The organism is Paenibacillus sp. P4_A9 (genome assembly GCF_056402415.1).
The window spans coordinates 21,953-42,684 of the sequence record NZ_JBFUHL010000027.1 but is presented as its reverse complement, the minus strand read 5'-3'; the positions used below and the strand labels follow the sequence as shown (position 1 = coordinate 42,684).

Sequence of the window (20,732 nt, the reverse complement as noted above, 5' to 3'; positions counted from 1 at the left end):
AAAGTCCGTTAATGGAAAATATAGTTCGTTAGTGAAAGTTTACTTTTGTAAATTTTCACATTTTTGACGATGAAAACCCTGTATACAGTATTGTTCTGCGGACAGGGTTCCTATTATGTTATTTCATTATTTTGCTGGCTTCCAAGCATTAATTTGCTTTTGCATTCCTATCGGGCCCAGCTTTAACAGGCTCAGGTTAATCTTATTTATTATGTTTCTAATCCATTCTACCGTGTACCGAAATGGATCGACATTATTTGGAAACTTATTTGAAGTGGAAGACGTCTTGGCGGTTCTAATAAACAAGTCTCAAGGCTTCCATAAGGTTGCTGCAATATAGCAGGAACCGTACATCTGATCGTTGTAATAATAAACTGTCACCAGCGTACCGTCGGTACGTTGTACTGTTCGTGTATAGCCGATGTCGTGACTCCCAGCATCTGCACGCAGAATGATTTCATTTCCCCAGGTCTGGCCGTTGTCGTCACTTAGCTTGGCTTTAATGCCGTACGGCTCGTTTCGATAACCGTAGGTTATACACAAACGGCCGTCGATAAGCTTCGTCAGCGTTGGCGGATTGCCGCCGTTCCCTGTGTCAGCCACCGGGCGATTCATATAGCTCCATGTAGCGCCGTTATCAGTCGATCCGTACAAATCGATCCAGTTCTCGCTTGTATCGCCAGAGACACGTCGATCACGGGTGGATGCGAGTAGGAGGGTTTCCGAAATGCGGACGCCGGCAGGCATAATGTTGAAGCCATTATCCAGCTCCGGACCAATCCAAGAGATGAATTCGAACGTTTTACCGCCATCCTGGGTCCGCGCACAAAACACGCGACTCCCCGTTTCCGTTCCAGCGATCGTAGGAGCGGTAAGAAACAACAGGCACTCTTCAGGACCCGAGACCAAATAATCCGTTCGGGCCGAAATTCCTACCAAATCCATCATAGGCAGGCTATACGGTCCTTGCCATGAATGGCAGCGATCGATGGATGTATAGAAACAAGATGTAGAGCCGCCAGTTAGGTCCTTCCGGGCAAAAAGCATAGCAAAATCCGGATGGGTAAAGTCCGTTCCCCCAGGAAAAGGGGTAGGCTCATTCAGATTTTGGGAGCCGTCCGGAGTACTCGACTCGGTATGCTCACCGGTCGATAGTCCTTTATTGCCTGGCGTAAGAATCGGCATTTCCTCCGTCGTCCAAGTCTCGCCGCCATCGAGGCTGCGGGACTGCATCGTAGTGAAAGGCCTTGTTTTGTCGCGGGCGTGGAATCCACCGTCGGGCAGATGATATCCGGATGCAAAGCCCACTACAATTTCATCGCCCCAGGACCAGATACCGTAATTGGCCGGCCAAGCGGCATATCTTCCTTCTTCCTTATATAGCACCACATGTTTCATCTGCTCGTCTCCATTCCGATAAACCTCGCCTAATCATGATTTAACAGGCGAGGCATGTATAAGTTTATTTCCACTCAATCAAGCGCTTCCTATTTCTTGATCCGATTCCAAGCTGCATTATAGATCGTTTCGATCTCCGTGCCACCGTTTGTCGCTACTTCTTTGACGAAGGCGTCCAATTCGCTCAACGGACGCGTGCCGAGAATGAACTTGTCAATATTTTGCGTAAGCAGCGTATTGACTTTCGTATTCAATTGTTTCAATTGTTCTGTTTCGGTCGAATTGAACGGCGGGTCAAGCGGTTTCTCGATGACTTCTTTCTTATCCTTCTGAGTCTTCACGATGTCTGACCAGTTCTTTAGCGCAGGATTGGAGATCGTCAGCATCGGCGTGTCATCGGTAAAGACGCTGAATGCCAGCAATCCAGTACCCAATGCAGATTGCATTGCACGGTAAGGATCCTGCTTATCCTTGTACTGATTCAGTAGTGAATCCGGGATCGTCACTTTGTCTCCCGTACGGGTAAAATCTGTTCCTAGTCTGCCGAAATTGGTAACGTCAGCGCCTTCATCGGAGTACATCCAGTCGAACATTTTTACGATTTCTTCAGGATTTTTCAATTTGTTATTGAGGACAAAAAGGTTGAAGTTGGAAGGGTTATCCATATAATTACGTTTTTCGCCTTTGCTGTTCTTAAGAAGAGGAAGCATCTCAAACTTGGCTTTCGGATTCTTCTGCTGCAGCGAGGCGTTGAAGTTAACGGCGAACGTGTAGTTGTCGTAGAAGAATAACGATTTGCCCGAGCTTAAATTCTCCGTCCATTGCTGCTGGGTTACATTGGTGAAGTTCGGATCGAGCAGCTTATCTTTATACAGTTTATTGAAGTACGTGATAACTTCTTTGAACGCGTCAGTAGACGTACCATAAATGTACTTATCTTGTTTCGGTTCGTAATAGATGTTGAATCCACCGCCGAACGCATAGACCAGGAATCGAAGCGTATATTGGGAACCGTTACGAATCGTCCATGGATACGAATCCGGATAAGCTTTCTTGAATGCAGCGAGCACGTCATACAATTCGTTAAAATCTGTCGGTGCCTTAAGGCCCAATTCGGTCAGAACGTCCGTGCGGATCATCGGGAAGTTACCGACATTAGCGGCACTGGATTTCCTCGCCATAATTGGGAATCCGTAGAACTTTCCATCTACCATCAGTTTTTTCGCTTCTGGCTCGGCTTCTACCCTTTTCATAAAATTGGGGGCGTACTTGTCGAGATAGGGCATCAAATCCAGAAATACGCCAGTACCGGCGAAATTGGTAATGTCCGCCTTGGACACCCTCAGCACATCGGGTAGATTGTTGGTTGTAATCAGGGTGCTCTTTTTGGTGTCGAAATCGCTGCCGGGTACGCCTTCAAGATTAATCTTGACATTCGTCTTTTTCAATATTTCCTGCAAGGAGGGGGCGTCCTTGACAAGCGGCTGTACAGACGTGTCGCTCATCATGACTGTGACTTTTCTTGCTTCCTTCGGCTCCGGTGTTGTGGCAGCGGTTGCAGCAGAAGTAGCGGTAGCACCGGATGTCGATTGTGCGGAGTTGTCATTGCTCGAACAGGCTGGCAATACTGCCGCAGCAAGCAACAGTGAACTTAACAGAATAGKACTTTTCTTTATCTCATTGAACATATAAACCCTCCAATTGTTATTATCCTTTTAAAGAGCCAACCATTGCGCCTTTAACAAAGTACTTTTGCAGGAATGGATACAGTACGAGGATAGGCAGAATGGCGGTTATGACAACCGCATACTTGATATTTTGATTGACGATTAGGGATCCTGAAACGCCGCTTATCTCAGTCGCTTGATTGTTGGTGTCTCCTTCTACGACAATACTGCGCAGAATAATCTGGATTGGATACTTAGACTTCTCGTTCAAATAAACGAGTGCGGAGAAGAAGCTGTTCCAATGTCCGACTGCGTAGAACAAGGTCATGGTAGCCATCAAAGGAAGAGACAAAGGAAGTACAACCTTCCGGAATACCGTCCAGTCATTGGCACCGTCCATATAGGCCGATTCATGTAAAGCTTCGGGAATGTCCTGAAAAAAAGTTCGCATCATGACCATATATACCACGCTGATTGCTGGCGGAAGCACGATGGCCCAAATACTGTTCATCATCCCCAAGGAGTCAATCAGTAAATATTTGGGGATCAAGCCGCCGTCGAAGAACATCGTAAACACGATGAGCATCGCAATAACTTCCTTGCCATAAAACGATTTCCTTGATAAGGGATATGCGCACAAGCAAGTCATGGTTAGATTGATGAGCACACCTACGGATGTATACAGAAGCGTGTTCCAATAAGCACGGACAATCGGCGCATCGGAGAATACGAATTCATACGCCTTCCAGTTGATATTGATCGGTAGAAATCCAACTTCGCCCCGAGATACGGCGCCGCCGTTGCTGATCGAAACAATTGCCATGTAATAAAGCGGATACAGCATGACAAATATGATTCCAAGCATAAAAAGTGTATTGAGAATGTCAAATAATGAAAATTTGATTCTTTTGGAAACTTTCATAGCAAGTAGACACCACCGTTCGTTACCATAAGCTCGTTCCACCTAACCGTCTTGTCATCCGATTCGCACCGATAACGAGAATGTAAGCTACGACAGATTGGAACATCCCCACCGCCGCTGAGTAGCTGAGGTCTCCACCAAGTAAGCCTCTTCGGTAAACGTAGGTTTGAATGACGTCCGCCGTTTCATAGGTGGACCCGTTATACAACAATAATATTTTTTCGTAGCCGACAGACAAGAAGTGCCCAATATTGAGCAAAAATAAAATGGTGATCACCGGGAAAATCGTTGGGATGGTAATGTGCACAGCCTGCTTCCAGCGGTTGGCTCCATCCATTCGGGCTGCCTCATATAGATGAGGATCGACTCCCGTCAATGCAGCTAGGTAAATAATTGTTCCCCATCCTATTTGCTGCCACACGTCCGAACTGATAAAGATGGTTCGAAATAAACCGGGATCGTTCAGAAATTGGAGCTGTTCCCCCCCGAACCACTGGATCACCTGATTGATGAGGCCGTCATAGGAAAGAAAGTTCACGAGCATCCCAGCGATGACGACCGTCGATAAAAAATGAGGCAGATAGGCAACGGACTGTACGAAGCTCTTGAAAAGCCGGCTTCTGATTTCATTCAGGAGAAGCGCCAATATAATAGGTGCTGGAAAATTGAATATGAGCCCGTACAAGCTGAGCATAAGCGAATTTCGCAGCAACTTCCAGAAGTAGGGATCATTCATAAACAACTTGAAGTTGTCGAATCCGACCCAATCGCTTTTGAACATCCCGGCAACAATATTGTACTTCTGAAATGCGATCACATTCCCGATCATCGGAATGTAATGGAAGACAATGAAGTAGATCGCGGGCAGTAGGAACATCAAATACAAGTGCTTGTTACGAAGTATCATCGTTCTCTTGCCGCCGGTGCGCCGATCGGTATGCACGGGGCGAGCCGTCGGATGGTAGTGGTCGTTCACCTTGTCACCCCTTTCTTTTTGTGGATAGCGGATATCACGCATACTCATCATAACTCCATCCGTAAGGCTATGAATATTAGCATTCCTGCCTATCCAGTCTCGATTGTCCGCATCGCGTCCGTAGTCTCAACATTCCGTTACAGTCTTAAACACGCACCATTGTCATAAGTTACTGATGTTATTCGGAAGGGTCGTTATGTTGATCTTGTTGCAGCATTTTTCGATAATCCTGCGGGGTGACGCCTTCATACTTCTTGAACAGCCGGAAAAAGGTAGCACGGCTTAAAATTCCGATCCTCGCCGCGATTTCATCATTTTTCAAGGAGGTTGACGAAAGCATGATCTTCGCTTCATGAATCCGTTTAATGCTAATAAAATCGGTCAGATTCGTGCCGGTAATCTCTTTGAACAGCTTGGAAATGTATTTGGAAGATAAATTCATTTCCGATGCAATACGTTCAAGGTAGAGATCATCACTGAAATTCGCGTCGATGTATTGGATGATGCGGGCTACAAGCTGTCCGGATCTAGAATCCTCCGGGCTTATGGATTTGTTCAATATGGCTGAGTAAAATTGCCGCAAGAGCGAGATGTGTTCTTGCAAATCCAAGATCTGCGGACTTTTGCCAGTCAGGATATGGTGATCCCTATCCGGCATAATATGGAGTGGTGAAATCCCTTTTTCCGTCGCAAACTTGATTCCGATCGTATAAAGCTCAATCAACAGCAAGTTCATGTATCGATTCGAGGTGCCGTTCTCCAGATTACTGCTGACAATCCGATCCATCTCCATTTCTATTAAGCTCAAATCGCCGGCCCGAAGTCCGTTCACCATTTTTTGCTCGTCCACGAAAGTGAACCGAAAGCTTTCTTCTAGCGGCAGCTGGGAAGAGTCAATCACCTGAAAATCCTCAGTTGCATCCATTTTGGCCAGTGCCATCTTCGCTTCCCCATACGATTTATCGAGGTCGGCTAACTGCGGATGTGCTCTGCCTATACCAATGGCCAGACGGCAGTATCTGGAATCGTAACTGAAGGTTTGAATAATCGATTCGAGGGCCGCATCGAATATAGCACGGTCTTCCTGACGCTTTAAATTGACCATGATAACGTATGAGCTGCTCTGAATTTCTAGGACATATGCCGTTACGTGCTGCTGAAGAATCCCTACGATTACTTTTTTCAGTTTCTCCTGAACGAGCAGCCGGTCGGTATCCTGAATATCCGTGAAAAATGATTCTTTGAAATAAAATTTCATGAAGCAGCACAAATACTCTCCCGCCGTAAAACCAAGTTCGTGCAGAATCGCGTCATGCTTTTCTAGTCGGTTGCCGCTCAGGATATAGGTAAAGGTGCTCTCAATGAATTCACTGGAGAATCGTTCGTGTTTATCTTGAGCATCCAGCAGATTACGAATCGGATTGTATAGCTTCGTACTGAATAGAAATGACAGGACAATTCCGACGAGAAGTAATATAAAAGCCAGCCAAGTTGTCACCAGCAAGATACCCTCGGCCTGTTTTCTATATTCGGCGACTGGCGTGACAGAGTAATAATTCCAACCATATTCCGAGACATACGAGGTTATCAACGCTTGCTCGTTGCCCAAATTGATTTTTGCAAAGTCATTACTTGTTGTCAGTAATTGTACCGTTTCGGGCTGCCAAAGCGAGGGGTCAGCCACAATGACGTTGCCGTTCCCGTCTGTGACAACAAACGTGGTCTCATCGTTCACCCGGTTGCGGATCAACATGTCCATAATTTTTGTAGCGGATATGTTCACGACCATCACGACCCGATTGCCCCTGATGAACTGTGAAATGACGAGTGGGATAACGGTTTCCTTCTTTTCCGTATATGTTTTTTGTACGATAGTCGGTTTTAGAACACGAAAGGAAAAGTCTGTTTTCAACAAATTTGCCCAGTAAGCTTCATCGTATTCGGCAAAACGGCTGAAAACGTTGAAGAACGAGTGGAAGCTCTCTATTCCTTCTCCTTTGTAAATCAACTGTGTGTCCGCGTATACGAACATATCATCGGTATATGGATTGATAATGTTACGGCTAAAGGAAAGCATTTTCGTAATACTTGACGATTTTTCTATCTCTATATTGGTCAATAAATCGGCCGGCAGCAGATATTGCTGCACCGTATCATTCATCAAAAAATTCATCCCGGTCTGTTCGGCCGTCCGTAAATAAATGTCGATCACTTTGGAAGAGGACTGTACGTTCGAGGAAAGGTTGTCGCTCATTTGTTTTTTAAAGATATGGATATTGGCGAAGTAGACGATGAAGCCGACAATGAGCGTCGGAATCAACAACAACATAAAATAGGTAAGTATGCGAAAATAAAGTGCATTCAGCTGAAGTAGCTTCCATTTTCCGATTCTCATGATTAAAATCCCCATCCTTCATCGCTAGTTAAGCTGAAGCCATCGTGATTAACTCATGATAAGGCATTGTTAGATGCCTGACAACCATATCATGATGAGACAGAGAGGGAGAAGTGAGAATGAGATTGCAATACGGATATTCGAGACTCCATAAGCCATATTGCTAATCGTCATTGTCCGATAGAACGAGTATGATACCCAGTGTGGAGGGATAACTGATGAATCTTAAAGAGCAAATTCGATTTCTGCATGCGGATGAAATGGCAGATGCTGTCGCGCTGGCTGATTCCGTATTTCGTTCCGACGGCCGAGTATCCATGGGGGAGTCATTACCGAAAGTATTCTCGCAGAGCCTGCTTCAAGCCATAGGCTGCTTCTCGGACGGCGAGCTGGTCTCGTTCGCGGGATTCGTTCCGTCTATTGTACAAGTTGGCAAATCCCGGATCTCCATTTATTCATACGGAGCTGTATGTACGCATGCTGCTTATCGAGGCAGAGGGCATGCCCGGTCTATTCTACAATTTGCCAAGCAGCAGGCGGAATTGGCTGGAGCCTCCTTGCTGCTCGTTTCGGGAGAGCTTCCTTTATATACGGAAGTGGAGTGTTACCCGTTCGGAACGACGGAAAGGTTTAAACTGCTTCAGGAACAGTTGACGAACATGACACCTTCCTGTTCTCACGGTATTGTCTGCAGAGAAGCTACGAATTCTGACTGGTTTCACCTGCATAAGCTGGCAGCGACAAGGTCAACTCATTACGAGATAAGCTTATGGGATATGGCCGATTTAATGCGCGCCCAGGCGTTAGCGGCCATTCGCCGTATGCGTCATCGTACGTTTCTCGCTGAGAAGAACGGCGTTCCCGTCGCATTCTGCATCGTTGCCTTGAAGCCGAATGGGGAAGAAGACGGCTCGAATGGCGGACTCGTGATCGAATGGGCAGGGGAAGCGGAAGCGGTAGTGTCTCTGTTGCTGCATGTTCTGGAAAATGAACAGGTACAGTATATAGAAGCGGTAATACCTTCGCAGGAGAAGTCTTTGGCTCAGCTGCTTAAACCTGCGTTCCTCGGCTTGGGGAGAAATCAAGGAACGGTTCATATCGTGAACGCGGAGCGTTTGTTCGAGCAACTTGCCCCATACTGGACTGAGCAAGAAGCATCTGACATTCTGCCGGTTGTTCGCACCGTGGATAGCAAGACGTTCGAGCTGTCGATTGGAGGACATCCGTGGCATGAATTGAATGGGCAAGAACTTGTGTCGCTGCTGTTCGATTGCGAAGCGGGGGATAGCGGGCGTAAGGATGATTGGAAGAAGGTAGCGAGCGCTTACTTTCCGCTACCATTCCCGTATACGAAAGGCTTGAATTTTGTTTGAACGAGGGAGTGAATCAATCAATGGCAGCAAAGTTTGGCATTCTGGGATGTGAGCATGCCCACATTGGCATTTTTATTAGCGAGATGCTTCAGCTGGGGCACGAATGTGTCGGCATTTATGAACCGAATGGATCTAAAGTCGCCAAGATGATGGCGGAGAAATATAACATTCCGCTACTTACTGATAAACGATCGTTGTTTGCTTCTCAGGTTTCAATTATTGGAAGTTCAGCGATTAATAATGAAAAAATCGATCTTATCGAGGAATGCGAAGCGAATGGCAAACATGTGATGGTCGACAAGCCTGCCGTGACCGACCGCCGCGGCTGCGAGCGGCTGCAAGCCGTCATTGAACGGGGAAGCATTCAGGTAGGGATGCTGTTGACCGAGCGGTTTCATCCGGCCGTATTCACGCTAAAGACGCTGATTGACAGCGGCAATCTGGGGAAATTAGTTACGATTGAGATGCGCAAGCCTCATATGTTGAAGGCTGAGGGCCGTCCAGAGTGGTTCTTCTCCAAACAGAAGAGCGGGGGCATATTGATTGACCTCCTTATCCATGACTTTGACCTTCTCCACTGGTTGACAGGGGAGACGATCGCGCAAACGGCAGGCTATATGAGTAAGCATGTGTTGCCGGACCAACTTGATTTTTACGATACAGCCTTGCTGCAGGTTCTTATGCGCAATCAAGTGGCTGCACATCTATACGCGGACTGGCATACGCCAGAAAAAAGCTGGACCTGGGGGGATGGCAGGATCTTCGTAACGGGCACGAAGGGGACAGTTGAGCTTCGGTTAAACGGCGATCCTTTCGTGGATAAGGAGCAGCTTGTGTTGATGACAACGCATTCGGAGGGAGCCACCCAGGTGCCTTTACGTCAACCAGCATGCACGATCACGCAAGACTTTCTGAACCGCATCGACGGATTGAAATCAAGCATCGATCATAAGGACATTCTAGCGGCATCGCTGGCTGCTATCGAGGCCGATGAAACCGTACAAATCGTTCGGTCCTAATAGCTCCATGGTCCACGATCTCAAAAAGTAAGGAATGAAAGAGGAGGAAACAAGATGGAGCATGCCAAATTAGGTTTTGCCATTATCGGAGCTGGAGTTATATCCAAATCCCATATAAAAGCGATTCAGTCCAACCCACGAGCAGAGTTGGTTGCAATAGCTGATTCCGTAGACGGTAAAGCGCAGGAGAGAGCCTCGGAATACGGTATCAGTCAAGTGTATCAGGATTACCAGGAAATGCTGAAGCGGGATGACATTCATGCGGTCAGTATTTGCTTGCCAAGCGGGATGCATGCTGAAGCTGCAATCGCATGCGCTCAGGCAGGAAAACATGTATTGTGCGAGAAGCCGCTTGATATTACATCGGATAAGATGGATCTGATGATCCGTGAATGCCGAGAGCGTGGCGTCAAGCTGGGTGTCATCTATCAGCGGAGAACGTTGCCATCCATCATCCGGGCCCGCCAAGCCATTCAAGAAGGATTGCTTGGCCGATTGGTTCTAGGTGACGTTTATATGAAATATTATCGCAGTCCGAGCTATTACCGAAGCGCAGGTTGGCGCGGGACATGGGCGCTCGATGGAGGCGGCGCACTCATGAATCAAGGTGTGCACGGCGTTGACTTGATTCAGTGGCTGATGGGGGATGTGGCATCCGTATTTGCCTATTCCGCTGCTTTAGCCCGGGAGATTGAAGTGGAAGATACGGCGGTAGCGGTCGTGAAATATAAGAACGGTGCATTTGGCATCATTCAAGGAGCAACAACGGTGTACCCCGAGCTAGAGACTCGCTTCGAAATTCACGGGGAGAAGGGCAGCATTACAATCGGGGACAGCGGGGTCAAAAAGTGGACCCTACTGCAAGACCAACCGGAAGCAACGAGCAACTCCGATGCTAACGAATTCCCTGCCAATGAGAGTATTCATGACGGTCATTCCCTGCTTGTCGAAGATTTCATCCAAGCGATACACGACGATCGGGATCCGATGATATCCGGTGAGGAAGCGCGCAAAGCGGTGGATCTCATCCTCGCGATTTACGAGTCGGGTCGATCAGGCAAAGAAATCTATCTATAGGGTGCAACTTACAAACAAGATGGAGGAGTGTCAAATGAAAGTCAACAATCCGAACGGTGTATGGCCCACTATGGTAACCCCTTATACGGAATCAGGCGAGATCGATTATATTTCGCTTGAACGCATGATTGAATGGTTTATTAAGAACGGGGTGGACGGATTATTTGCCGTTTGCCAGTCGAGCGAAATGTTTTACCTAAGTTTAGACGAACGTGTCAAGCTTGCCGCTTTCGTAAAAGCCATAACAGCTGGCCGGATTCCAGTGATTGCATCGGGTCATATTTCAGAGTCGCTTGAAGATCAGGTGCAAGAATTAACCGCAATTGCCGAGACGGGTGTGGATGCCGTCATTCTTCTTACTAACCGGTTAGCGGCAGAGGAAGAGTCTGAGGAAGTCTGTAAGGCTAATCTGGAGCAGCTGCTTGACAGGTTGCCGGCTCATATACCACTCGGGTTCTATGAATGTCCGTTTCCCTATAAACGAATTCTTTCACCTGCTTTACTGAAATGGTGTGCGAACACGGGAAGGTTTTTCTTCCTGAAGGACACCAGCTGTGACATTGAAAATATAAAGGAGAAAATAAAAGCGATTGAGGGAACACCTCTCAAACTGTATAACGCTAATACCGCTACTCTGCTGGAAACCCTGAAACTAGGGATTGCCGGATTCAGTGGTGTAATGGCTAATTTCCACCCCAACTTGTATGTATGGCTCCTTCGAAATTGGCGGGAACATCCAGATGAAGCGGAACGTTTGAGCGATTTCTTAAGTATAGCTTCGTTTATTGAGAAGCAGCTGTACCCTGTGAATGCCAAGTATCATCAGATGCTGGAGGGAATTACTTCCCACTACTACAGCCGCTCCAAGAACTACGAGGAATTCACCCTGACGAATCGGCTCGAAGTGGAGCAACTCCGCCGCTTATCCGAACAATACTCTCATCTCTATTCGACGTCTGTTTCAGAGTAACAAAAGAGTGCTGATTTCCTAGCATGCGTGAATTTCGGACTATTATATCGTTAGGAGGCACCTATGTCCACTGTGAACAGCCTGTATACAATTGGAATTGATTATGGTACGCAATCAGGACGTGCCGTGCTTGTAAATGTAAGCAATGGACAGGAGGAGGCAGTTCACGTCACACCATATCGTCATGGCGTAATCGATGAGTTCCTTCCCTCGAATGGCATGAAGCTGAAGTCAGAATGGGCATTGCAGCATCCGGAAGACTATTTGGAAGTGCTCTACACGTCCGTGCCTGCGTTAATTACAGCTTCCAGGATTGCCCCGAACCAAGTAATTGGAATCGGAATCGATTTTACAGCTTGCACCATGCTGCCTGTCGATGCAGCGTTTCAGCCGCTTTGCCTGAATAACGCATGGAAAGAGCGACCGCACGCATGGCTCAAGCTATGGAAGCACCATGCTGCGCAGGAAGAAGCAACATCAATTAATAAGTTGGCACAAATGGGAAATGAGCCATGGCTGTCGCGATATGGAGGCAAGCTTTCGTCGGAATGGATGCTTGCCAAGAGCTTGCAGATTCTGAAAGAGGACCCGGATTTATATCGTCAGGCCGATCTCTTTATTGAAGCAACAGACTGGATCGTCGCTCAATTGACAGGTCAACTGAAACGGAACAGCTGTACTGCGGGCTATAAGTCCAATTGGCATAAAGAAGAAGGCTATCCCTCCCATGAATTTTTGGAACAGTTAGCACCGGGCTTTGGGGATATATATGAAACAAAGCTTCGTGGGGATGTCTTCCCGCTTGGAAGCCTCGCCGGCGGTCTGCTGCCAGGTGTAGCAGAACGAATGAATCTTCGCCCCGGCATTGCCGTCGCCGTAGGCAATATTGATGCGGATGCCGCAGTGCCAGCCGTCGGTGTTGTAACCCCTGGGAAGATGGTGATGGTCATGGGCACCTCTACCTGCCACATGCTGCTTTCCGACAAGGAGTGTACAATAGAGGGAATTTGCGGTGTTGTTGAAGATGGCATTATTCCGGGATTGTTCGGGTACGAGGCTGGTCAGTCTGCGGTTGGAGATATTTTTGCATGGTTTGTAGACGAGTCCGTACCTTCATATGTACGTAATGAAGCGCAAGAGAAAGAGCTTTCCGTCCACGAATGGCTTGAGCAAAAGGCGTCGCAACTACAGCCCGGTGAAAGCGGACTGTTAGCACTCGATTGGCATAACGGTAATCGCTCCACGTTAATAGATGCGGATTTGTCCGGATTGATATTGGGGATGACACTCAGCACGAAGCCTGAAGACATCTATCGTACTCTTATTGAGGCGACGGCATTCGGTACCCGTACGATTGTGGATGCTTTCCGCAAGGGTGGGTTGGAAGTAAACGAGTTATATGCTTGTGGAGGTTTGCCGAATCGTAATAAGCTGCTCATACAAATTTATGCAGACGTGAACAACATGGAGATCAAGCTGTCCGATACGGAACTAAGCCCAGCTATCGGTGCTGCAATGTTCGCTGCTGTGGCTGCCGGTTCCGAGGCAGGCGGTTACGGCTCCATCCAAGAGGCAGCTTCCTATATGGCAAGAGTGAAAGAACAGACGGTGCGGCCGATTCCTGAAAACGTCGAAATTTATGATTACTTATATGTACAGTATAAAAGACTTCATGATCTTTTTGGTAAAGATACTAACAGTGTGATGAAAAGTATAAGACAATTTAGAAAGTAAAATGAAATATGCTTTGCATAGCCGGCCTATGACCTTTTCGTACCCAGTTCCTTTAGCAGGTTTTACCCATCGGAAAGACTGCTTTGAAGATGTCATGGACCGGCTGTATGCGAAGTGACTGGCACGTTCGTCAATCTCACTTCTCGTGGACACGAAGCATTCAGACACTGCCGATTAGGAGAAGGGGAAACGGATCATTTTCCACTGTTCCATGCACTACAGGAAGCAGGGTACACTGGGTGGGTGACGCTGGAATCCAATGCTCCGTATTCTCCTGTTCAGCGCATGGCTCACGATTTGCTTACCATAAAGTCTTATTTGGCATAATTCAAGAGGAGGAACGGTCATGTCTGAGCTTTGTTATGAAATCAAACAGTTTGCTGTCGACCAGCTGCAGATAAAGGTTTACGAGAACCGGAGAAGACTGGGGGAAGCGGCAGCGAAGGAAGCAGCGAACAAAATCAGGGAGCTGCTGTTAACCCAACACTGCGTTCGAATCATTTTTGCCGCTGCCCCTTCACAAAATGAATTTCTGCAGGTATTGATAGAAGAGCAAGGCATCGACTGGTCGAAAATCACCGCTTTCCATATGGATGAATATATCGGATTGGAGGAGGAGTCCTCGCAGAGGTTCAGCGCTTTTTTATGTACGCGCATTTTTGACCGACTTCCCTTCGGAGCTGTTCACCTCATCGACAGCAACCGCTCGGCTGCTGTGGAATGTGAGCGCTATTCCAAACTGCTGCAAGAAGCTCCAATCGATATTGTGTGTATGGGCATTGGTGAAAATGGACATATCGCGTTTAACGATCCTCCTGTTGCCGATTTCCAAGACGACAAGATGGTTAAAGTCGTTGAACTGGAAGAAGCATGCCGCATTCAACAAGTAAACGAAGGCTGCTTCCCAATCATATCTGATGTGCCAACGCACGCGCTCACGTTAACAATTCCAGCATTAATATCCGGCAATCATTTATTTTGTATGGTTCCAGGGGCTACAAAGCATGCCGCTGTTCAGCAAACGCTGAACGGACCCATCGATACGAAGTGCCCCGCTTCTATTCTACGAACGCATAAGGACTGCACGCTGTACGTGGATTTGAATTCTTATGGAAGTGAGCACGTATGAGTGAAAGGCAAGGATCAAAGTTCATTGAAGGCATCCATTTTGAGAATGGAGAAGCTATCCGGATAAAGGTTGAAGAGGGGCATATCTCCTGTATAGAACCTATCCAACCTACGAAGATGTCAACGCTTCCATTTATTGGACCTGGGCTCGTCGACTTACAGATCAACGGCTTTAGGGGGTATGACTTTAATACACTGCCGTTAAGCCAGGAATGTATCGTTCAAGCTACAAAATGTTTGTGGGCTGAAGGCATAACGTCCTATTATCCTACGGTTATCACGAACAGCGGCGATGCGATTCAGGAAGCCGTTGCTGTCATTGCCAAAGCTTGTTCACAGAATCCCCAGATGGCGGAGAGTATCGCCGGCATTCATTTGGAAGGGCCTTTCATCTCTCCTGACGATGGTGCGAGGGGTGCTCACAATAAAGCTTATGTCCAAGCACCGGACTGGTCTTTGTTAGAGCTTTGGCAAGAGGCAGCCGAGGGCCGGATCAAGCTCATTACAATGTCTCCGGAATGGCCTGGTTCGGCMCAATTTATCGAAACCTGCGTACAAAATGGCATTACGGTATCCATTGGGCACACATCAGCCTCTCCTGAACAAATCCGTAAAGCGGCAGCGGCTGGAGCGAGGATGTCGACGCATTTGGGCAATGGGGCGCATCTCCAATTGCCCCGTCACCCTAACTATATTTGGGAGCAGCTGGCCGCAGACGAACTATCGGCTTGTCTCATCGCAGACAGCTTTCACCTACCTGAGTCGGTCTTGAAGGTTGCACTTAAGGTCAAAGGGACGAAGGCTTTACTGGTGAGTGATGCGGTTTCATTAAGCGGAATGCCCCCTGGCATTTATGATACACATATCGGCAGTAAAGTCGTACTCACGCCGGAAGGCAAACTGCACTTAGCCTCCAATCCGAACCTGCTGGCAGGTTCTGCACAAATGCTTACCCGTGGGATTGAGTATCTAGTTCGGAAGGGCTTATGTACGCTGCAAGATGCATGGAAGCGAGCTTCGATTTATCCTGCRCACTTTATGCATCTTCCAGCTGGCAGTGGATTGTCTATAGGTGCGCCAGCGGATCTAGTATTATTTGGATGGAATGATGATACGATTGTCATTTCCAGGTCGTATAAGGCAGGCTGTGTAGTTTATGAGAAGGTAATCGTTTAAATGTGAAGGATCAGTCCGGTTTTTCACTCAAGCAATACGATACCGTAAGAATTAACTTTTTTGGAGATCAACTGCTGACTGACGTTCCTGCGTATCTAGACGTCGAAGGACGCGTTTGGGTGCCGCTGCGTGCAATGACTGAAGCGATGGTATACAAGGTTGGTTACATCGAGGAGCAATGGCAAATCACGCTCGAGCTGCCAGACCGAATGCTTAAGATAGATCAAGACCATCCGCAGATTGAAATGAGGACGATCCAGGAATATGGGCGAACATATGTCAGCATTCGCCAGCTATCCGAGTTGATTGGAAAGCCGGTAGAGTGGAAGCTATACGGTCTTTGTTGCCAAAGGGGAAATGTTACGACCGAAAGTCCCTGCGCAACTCTTGGAGGATTGGGATGCCTTCGGGAAGTGCTCCAGAACGTAGATGATCTAGTAGCCATTTCGTACACACAGGCTCAGTTAAAGGAGATTTGGGCCAAAAGAACGCAAGAGGATCACAGAGAGGTTTTACAATATTTCGTCAAGCAGACGTTGCAGAAAGAAGTAGAGTCCATATTGACGTTAAGTGATCAAGACGGTCACCAATGGGATCCATTGAGTGAATTTACAAAAGTAAATATTACTAACGAACTTTATTTTCCACTTTTACTGAACAATTCTTGAGAAAATCATTTAACTAACGAACTTAAATAAATTTCTTGCCATTGAGAAAACCGCGTAATTACTGGACTTTCACTTACGAATTCTATTTTCCTGCATCACCGAGAACGAAGTTTTCTTTGATTGGCCTGAAACAGAGTCGCACCTTGATTATTTAAAATCTCACTTCGATTTACCGCTAGAAATAGGGTGGGACGAAAAGGGATTTTTGAGACGAATTGAGGATCGTGGGATGTTTCCGGACAGTTCAGCGAGGTACTGTACTTCGTACCTCAAGCGCGATGTATACTTAAAATATGCCAGAACCAGAAGCGGGCCCGATCTTGCACCTTAAGAAATTTGAAGTTGGGGCATTGTTAAAAGAGGCTGGAGTAAAGGAACATATGGCTTATAACCACGTTTCGAGAGTAAGTTGCAGGTGGTGCATTTTCCAGTCCCCCCATGAAATGAAAGCCGTCGCAGAGTTATTCCCAGATGCGTGGAAGAAACTCAAAGCCCTTGAAGATTCGCTTCCTGGTGGACACACCATGAAGTATCAGAAAGGAAAGAGAATACCCCTATGTGATTTCATTCATGAGGATTCTGAATTTGAACAACTATTATTGAGATAAAACTAGGCAGTGGAGTGGGTTATTCCCTCTTCTCTGCCTTTTTATTTTTCCGCAAACTGCTTAGTTTTAATCTAAATTATAATTATATATAACTTATAGAATCAATCTTTTATTATTAAAGTTCTTTTACATGCGTTTGGATGAATATGGTAACATTGATTTAAATATAACTAACTATGGTTTGCATTGTTGACTATCCCACTGTTATTTGTAAAAAACTATTTTTTTAAAAGAGGAGCATTTAATATGGGTTTTCGATTCAAGAAGAGTGTAAATCTCGGTAGCGGAGTTCGTCTGAACATGAGTAAGAAAGGGATTGGAGTAAGTGCAGGAGTAAAAGGCTTAAGAGTAAGTCACGGAGCGGATGGCAAGACAAGGCTTACTGCTTCTTTACCTAACACAGGGATATCTTATCAAAAAACGTATAGTAGCACAGATCCAGATAAAGGGATAAATCATCAATATACTGAAAGCATCGGGGATTGGGAAAACGCAATTGTAGATCCTGGTAATGTTTTTGAAGTATGCATAACTGCAATTGTACTATCACATTACGATGATGAAAATGAACTAAACCAAGCTCTTACAAACTTGGAATGTACGATATCAATAACAAATAAGCAGTTCGGTGTGTCGCATAATGATGAGTGGTACTCAAGGGTATATATTGAGAACGCGAACAATATTGAGGTAGAAAAAAAGATAATAAACAGAAGATTCCTTTTTTCTAAATGGCAAGAAGTACAGCTCCATATTGTTGTGAATAATGGATATTTCATTAATAAATATGTATTGAAAGTAGAAGACGAGTCGTTTGCTGATCTTGTAACCTCTGGTTTGATTCAAGAAAAGCAAAGGCTACAACAGCAAGTCATAGCAGCTGAAAACGCTCGAATGTTTGAAGATGAAGATGAAGATGAAGATGAAGATGAAGATGAAGATGAAGATGAAGCGCCGATAGACGAGATAACCTCAATTCTTTCTCAGCATGACTTTGATGCTAGTGATGAACTACAGTTAATAGATCAAGTACAAAAAAGACTTGAAAATAAGCCGAATGGAAAGCCTTCATATTCTCGTGTCACTTTTCTTGGTTTGTTAGGCGTGATTGATTATGATGATGAATTATTACAAGGGGTATTATTTCTTGCTGATTACCAATTGTTCTTGTTGACTGAAGATAACTCACAACTTTTCTGTCCTTCTGGCTTACGAAGAAAAGGATCTGTTGAAATAATGGGAAACTATGTACTATTAACTGATAGCAATGGAAATCAAATTCATAAGCTATTTGTTCCCGATGATCATTCTTTAGATGAAATAGTTCAAAAGATTGAACAGCATGTTGATACAATACACTTTAAGAGAGCAAGAATATAGCAAATCTTTTGACCGGTGTAGATTTGTTTCGGATGATATAGTAATAAAGTCGTGAACCAGTAAAAAGAGTTGTGAATTAGTAGTAAAGAAAGTCGTGAACCAGTAAAAAGAGTTGTGAACTAGTAAAGAAAGTCATGAACCGCTTGTATGTTTGTAATACAAAATGAAAATATTTACAGCACTTCTTTTGTTGTGATACTATAAAGGTAATCTTTAATCTTCAACTTGTTCAAGTCTACCGCCCTATGGGTTGGATCTATGCTGCTAGAATACGTCTATCCTTTTTTGGATATTTGTTAATTCTACAGAATGAGACCATCCTATGGGCGGTTTTTTGTTTTTCTACAATATGTCAGGAGGAATTAATATGATGTTTAAGATGAAGAAAGCCCAAAAAGTTGAAATTATCCAGGAAGGAACCCTTTTGTATAAAGCTCACTGCTTATATACAAAGATTCTTCGCATGGAGGCAATTTCGGGCAAAAAGATTATTCCAACTCTGCACAAGAACTTCATCGCAGCGCACTTGAATTATTATTATGACGTGCAATACGCTGATTCTGTTCTTAAAGTACTAAGATGGAATAAGAAGAAAATCACTAATGCGGGATTCCAGTTGCCTTCGTGATACGTATGTACAAAGTTTCGTATTAATTTATGCAATAAAAAGGTGTTACCTCACACAACGGGGTAACACCTTTTTATTTGAAAGGAGGTGGTGCTATTGAGATAGCGATCTATTTACCGGGACACGGCAAGCAGTCGATACATCAAACTATGTGCAATTTAGTAGGAGGGAATTATCTATGATCAAAGCCGGTGCTATCGAGCCCAAAGGCAATTTGCCAATCGAGGTTCAAGAGTTGTGTCGCAAATTAAATATGAACCCCGAAGAAACGATCTCTCATGCGTTGTCGCTGCTTAACTTAAGCCTTCAACTGCAGGAGCAGGGATACCAAATTCAGGCACGCCGTAAACTCGGATTCTGGATGGGGGAGGTTAGGAACATTTTATTAAGGAGGTGAGCTTATGGCTGATATCAAATGGGATGAAGTAAAAATAGAACAGTTGGGCTCCGACCAGAAGGCGAAAATGAAAGTGGGTGACCAAGAAAAAATAGTCATCGATCCAGTAAAGACGGAACGGTCGTTTCTACTTAAAGCGATGATTACGTTTTTTGGTATTACGGTCACTTTTATCCTCATGGTCGTTATGTATCAACTACTTGTCAAAGGTGACGTGGATAAATCTATCGAAGTGCTGAAGTTGGTCTTTTCTGCTATTAGTCCACTTCTTTGCACGTTACTCGGCTTTTATTTTGGCAAGCAAAGTAAATAGTATGATTGATGTTCCGAGAGTTAATGGATATCGTTTCCAATTTGGTGATGATACCCTTCAATTATTGGTAAAAAAAGCGTGCATTGTAGACCAGCTTTTGAGGTCTATATGCATGCTTTTTTGATTTATCTATAATATCCGATCAACAACTTTTGTTCTTACTTCGTAGAATCGAACGGTGTAAATACCATCCATTTTCACGAGATGGAAATGCAACTAATATTACATTTACAATTATTGATACATAATGTATCATAATTTTGAAAGCAAATTCTCTATAGGGAGTGTCAATCTTGATGGAATCTGCTGTAAACGAGCATTCAGTTCATCGTAAGATTTTTTGGGCTAAGGAAAGAATTTGGGTTGTTTTTGGACTCGTGTTAGTTTTTGGTATTGCTATATACGCATTAGTAATGTCAATAAGCGTAACTAACGAAAATAATAAACTAAGAACAAAAATTGTTACTTTAGAGAATTCTGTTACCGAAATGACATCTATTAATGAAAGGAACAATGTATTATTCAGTAAGGTGAATGATGTTTTTAATGCTCAAAAAGCAGTCAACGATTCCAGCGGTGAGCTATTGAAAGTTTTTAAGGGAGACCAGGCCAAAAGGGACAAGACTCAAGATGATTCAATTTATGCGTTAAATGATAGTCTTCAATCATTAAACAAAATGATGCAAGCAACAGTAGATTATTTAAAAAGTATCCATTAAACTCGGTATGAACTATAGTTCAATAATACGGCGGCAGTCTAGGACTTTATTTTCTCGTCCATGGCTACCGCTGTTTCTATTATTGGAGTCAGTCTGCTGCCATTTATTTACTTGAGAGTATTCAGCAGATGGAGGAGGCAAATCGATCCTCAGTACTCATTACAGTAGTGAAAAATCATGACAA

General features: G+C 45.1%; 19 protein-coding genes. 14 read left to right on the top strand and 5 right to left on the bottom strand.

Annotated features, from left to right (window positions below; translation table 11 throughout):
• Positions 1-309: 309 nt before the first annotated feature.
• The 5 genes from AC1DVJ_RS17690 to AC1DVJ_RS17670 form a co-directional block, all read right to left on the bottom strand.
• A complete protein-coding gene (locus AC1DVJ_RS17690) occupies positions 310-1,398 on the bottom strand; it encodes a sialidase family protein (protein WP_477592553.1) in 1,089 nt (362 codons plus the stop codon).
• An 89-nt stretch (positions 1,399-1,487) separates the two neighbouring features.
• Positions 1,488-3,086, bottom strand: a complete 1,599-nt coding sequence (locus tag AC1DVJ_RS17685; protein WP_477592552.1) for an extracellular solute-binding protein — start codon at positions 3,084-3,086, stop codon at positions 1,488-1,490.
• A 19-nt stretch (positions 3,087-3,105) separates the two neighbouring features.
• The gene (locus AC1DVJ_RS17680; protein WP_477592551.1) at positions 3,106-3,987 is read right to left on the bottom strand and encodes a carbohydrate ABC transporter permease; all 882 of its coding nucleotides are present in this window, start codon (positions 3,985-3,987) and stop codon (positions 3,106-3,108) included.
• Positions 3,988-4,009: 22 nt separating this feature from the next.
• Entirely contained in the window at positions 4,010-5,011 is a 1,002-nt protein-coding gene (locus AC1DVJ_RS17675) for an ABC transporter permease (RefSeq protein WP_477592550.1), read from the bottom strand.
• A 130-nt stretch (positions 5,012-5,141) separates the two neighbouring features.
• Complete coding sequence (locus AC1DVJ_RS17670; protein WP_477592549.1) at positions 5,142-7,358, bottom strand: helix-turn-helix domain-containing protein; 2,217 nt, start codon at positions 7,356-7,358, stop codon at positions 5,142-5,144.
• Between the two features lie 218 nt (positions 7,359-7,576).
• Here AC1DVJ_RS17670 and AC1DVJ_RS17665 point away from each other — a divergent pair, with 218 nt between their 5' ends.
• From AC1DVJ_RS17665 to AC1DVJ_RS17600, 14 genes are all read left to right on the top strand, one after another.
• On the top strand, positions 7,577-8,731 hold the full coding sequence (locus AC1DVJ_RS17665; protein WP_477592548.1) for a GNAT family N-acetyltransferase: 1,155 nt from the start codon (positions 7,577-7,579) through the stop codon (positions 8,729-8,731).
• 20 nt (positions 8,732-8,751) lie between these two features.
• On the top strand, positions 8,752-9,750 hold the full coding sequence (locus AC1DVJ_RS17660; RefSeq protein WP_477592547.1) for a Gfo/Idh/MocA family protein: 999 nt from the start codon (positions 8,752-8,754) through the stop codon (positions 9,748-9,750).
• A gap of 54 nt (positions 9,751-9,804) precedes the next feature.
• The gene (locus tag AC1DVJ_RS17655; protein ID WP_477592546.1) at positions 9,805-10,827 is read left to right on the top strand and encodes a Gfo/Idh/MocA family protein; all 1,023 of its coding nucleotides are present in this window, start codon (positions 9,805-9,807) and stop codon (positions 10,825-10,827) included.
• A 34-nt stretch (positions 10,828-10,861) separates the two neighbouring features.
• A complete protein-coding gene (locus AC1DVJ_RS17650) occupies positions 10,862-11,797 on the top strand; it encodes a dihydrodipicolinate synthase family protein (protein WP_477592545.1) in 936 nt (311 codons plus the stop codon).
• A gap of 72 nt (positions 11,798-11,869) precedes the next feature.
• Positions 11,870-13,531, top strand: a complete 1,662-nt coding sequence (locus AC1DVJ_RS17645; protein WP_477592584.1) for a ribulokinase — start codon at positions 11,870-11,872, stop codon at positions 13,529-13,531.
• A gap of 346 nt (positions 13,532-13,877) precedes the next feature.
• Positions 13,878-14,660, top strand: a complete 783-nt coding sequence (locus AC1DVJ_RS17640; RefSeq protein ID WP_477592544.1) for a glucosamine-6-phosphate deaminase — start codon at positions 13,878-13,880, stop codon at positions 14,658-14,660.
• Positions 14,657-15,835, top strand: coding sequence for an N-acetylglucosamine-6-phosphate deacetylase (locus AC1DVJ_RS17635; RefSeq protein WP_477592543.1), 1,179 nt, complete (start codon positions 14,657-14,659; stop codon positions 15,833-15,835). Before AC1DVJ_RS17640 ends, AC1DVJ_RS17635 begins: the two co-directional genes overlap by 4 nt.
• 2 nt (positions 15,836-15,837) lie before the next feature.
• Complete coding sequence (locus tag AC1DVJ_RS17630; protein ID WP_477592542.1) at positions 15,838-16,503, top strand: stalk domain-containing protein; 666 nt, start codon at positions 15,838-15,840, stop codon at positions 16,501-16,503.
• 293 nt (positions 16,504-16,796) lie between these two features.
• Positions 16,797-17,111, top strand: coding sequence for a hypothetical protein (locus AC1DVJ_RS17625; protein ID WP_477592541.1), 315 nt, complete (start codon positions 16,797-16,799; stop codon positions 17,109-17,111).
• A gap of 300 nt (positions 17,112-17,411) precedes the next feature.
• Positions 17,412-18,491 carry a DUF4236 domain-containing protein gene (locus AC1DVJ_RS17620; RefSeq protein ID WP_477592540.1) on the top strand — a complete coding sequence of 360 codons (1,080 nt, stop codon included), beginning with the start codon at positions 17,412-17,414 and terminating at the stop codon, positions 18,489-18,491.
• Positions 18,492-18,861: 370 nt separating this feature from the next.
• A complete protein-coding gene (locus AC1DVJ_RS17615; protein ID WP_477592539.1) occupies positions 18,862-19,119 on the top strand; it encodes a hypothetical protein in 258 nt (85 codons plus the stop codon).
• Positions 19,120-19,297: 178 nt separating this feature from the next.
• On the top strand, positions 19,298-19,516 hold the full coding sequence (locus AC1DVJ_RS17610) for a hypothetical protein (protein WP_477592538.1): 219 nt from the start codon (positions 19,298-19,300) through the stop codon (positions 19,514-19,516).
• Positions 19,517-19,520: 4 nt separating this feature from the next.
• The gene (locus AC1DVJ_RS17605) at positions 19,521-19,829 is read left to right on the top strand and encodes a hypothetical protein (RefSeq protein WP_477592537.1); all 309 of its coding nucleotides are present in this window, start codon (positions 19,521-19,523) and stop codon (positions 19,827-19,829) included.
• 296 nt (positions 19,830-20,125) lie between these two features.
• On the top strand, positions 20,126-20,548 hold the full coding sequence (locus AC1DVJ_RS17600; RefSeq protein ID WP_477592536.1) for a hypothetical protein: 423 nt from the start codon (positions 20,126-20,128) through the stop codon (positions 20,546-20,548).
• Positions 20,549-20,732 lie beyond the last annotated feature (184 nt).

Coding starts and splice junctions, on each gene's coding strand:
- AC1DVJ_RS17690 (WP_477592553.1), bottom strand. CDS start 1,398: ATGAAACATGTGGTGCTATATAAGGAAGAAGGAAGATATGCCGCTTGG.
- AC1DVJ_RS17650 (WP_477592545.1), top strand. CDS start 10,862: ATGAAAGTCAACAATCCGAACGGTGTATGGCCCACTATGGTAACCCCT.
- AC1DVJ_RS17625 (WP_477592541.1), top strand. CDS start 16,797: ATGCCAGAACCAGAAGCGGGCCCGATCTTGCACCTTAAGAAATTTGAA.
- AC1DVJ_RS17655 (WP_477592546.1), top strand. CDS start 9,805: ATGGAGCATGCCAAATTAGGTTTTGCCATTATCGGAGCTGGAGTTATA.
- AC1DVJ_RS17675 (WP_477592550.1), bottom strand. CDS start 5,011: ATGAGTATGCGTGATATCCGCTATCCACAAAAAGAAAGGGGTGACAAG.
- AC1DVJ_RS17660 (WP_477592547.1), top strand. CDS start 8,752: ATGGCAGCAAAGTTTGGCATTCTGGGATGTGAGCATGCCCACATTGGC.
- AC1DVJ_RS17680 (WP_477592551.1), bottom strand. CDS start 3,987: ATGAAAGTTTCCAAAAGAATCAAATTTTCATTATTTGACATTCTCAAT.
- AC1DVJ_RS17605 (WP_477592537.1), top strand. CDS start 19,521: ATGGCTGATATCAAATGGGATGAAGTAAAAATAGAACAGTTGGGCTCC.
- AC1DVJ_RS17615 (WP_477592539.1), top strand. CDS start 18,862: ATGTTTAAGATGAAGAAAGCCCAAAAAGTTGAAATTATCCAGGAAGGA.
- AC1DVJ_RS17610 (WP_477592538.1), top strand. CDS start 19,298: ATGATCAAAGCCGGTGCTATCGAGCCCAAAGGCAATTTGCCAATCGAG.
- AC1DVJ_RS17640 (WP_477592544.1), top strand. CDS start 13,878: ATGTCTGAGCTTTGTTATGAAATCAAACAGTTTGCTGTCGACCAGCTG.
- AC1DVJ_RS17600 (WP_477592536.1), top strand. CDS start 20,126: ATGGAATCTGCTGTAAACGAGCATTCAGTTCATCGTAAGATTTTTTGG.
- AC1DVJ_RS17620 (WP_477592540.1), top strand. CDS start 17,412: ATGAGTAAGAAAGGGATTGGAGTAAGTGCAGGAGTAAAAGGCTTAAGA.
- AC1DVJ_RS17670 (WP_477592549.1), bottom strand. CDS start 7,358: ATGAGAATCGGAAAATGGAAGCTACTTCAGCTGAATGCACTTTATTTT.
- AC1DVJ_RS17665 (WP_477592548.1), top strand. CDS start 7,577: ATGAATCTTAAAGAGCAAATTCGATTTCTGCATGCGGATGAAATGGCA.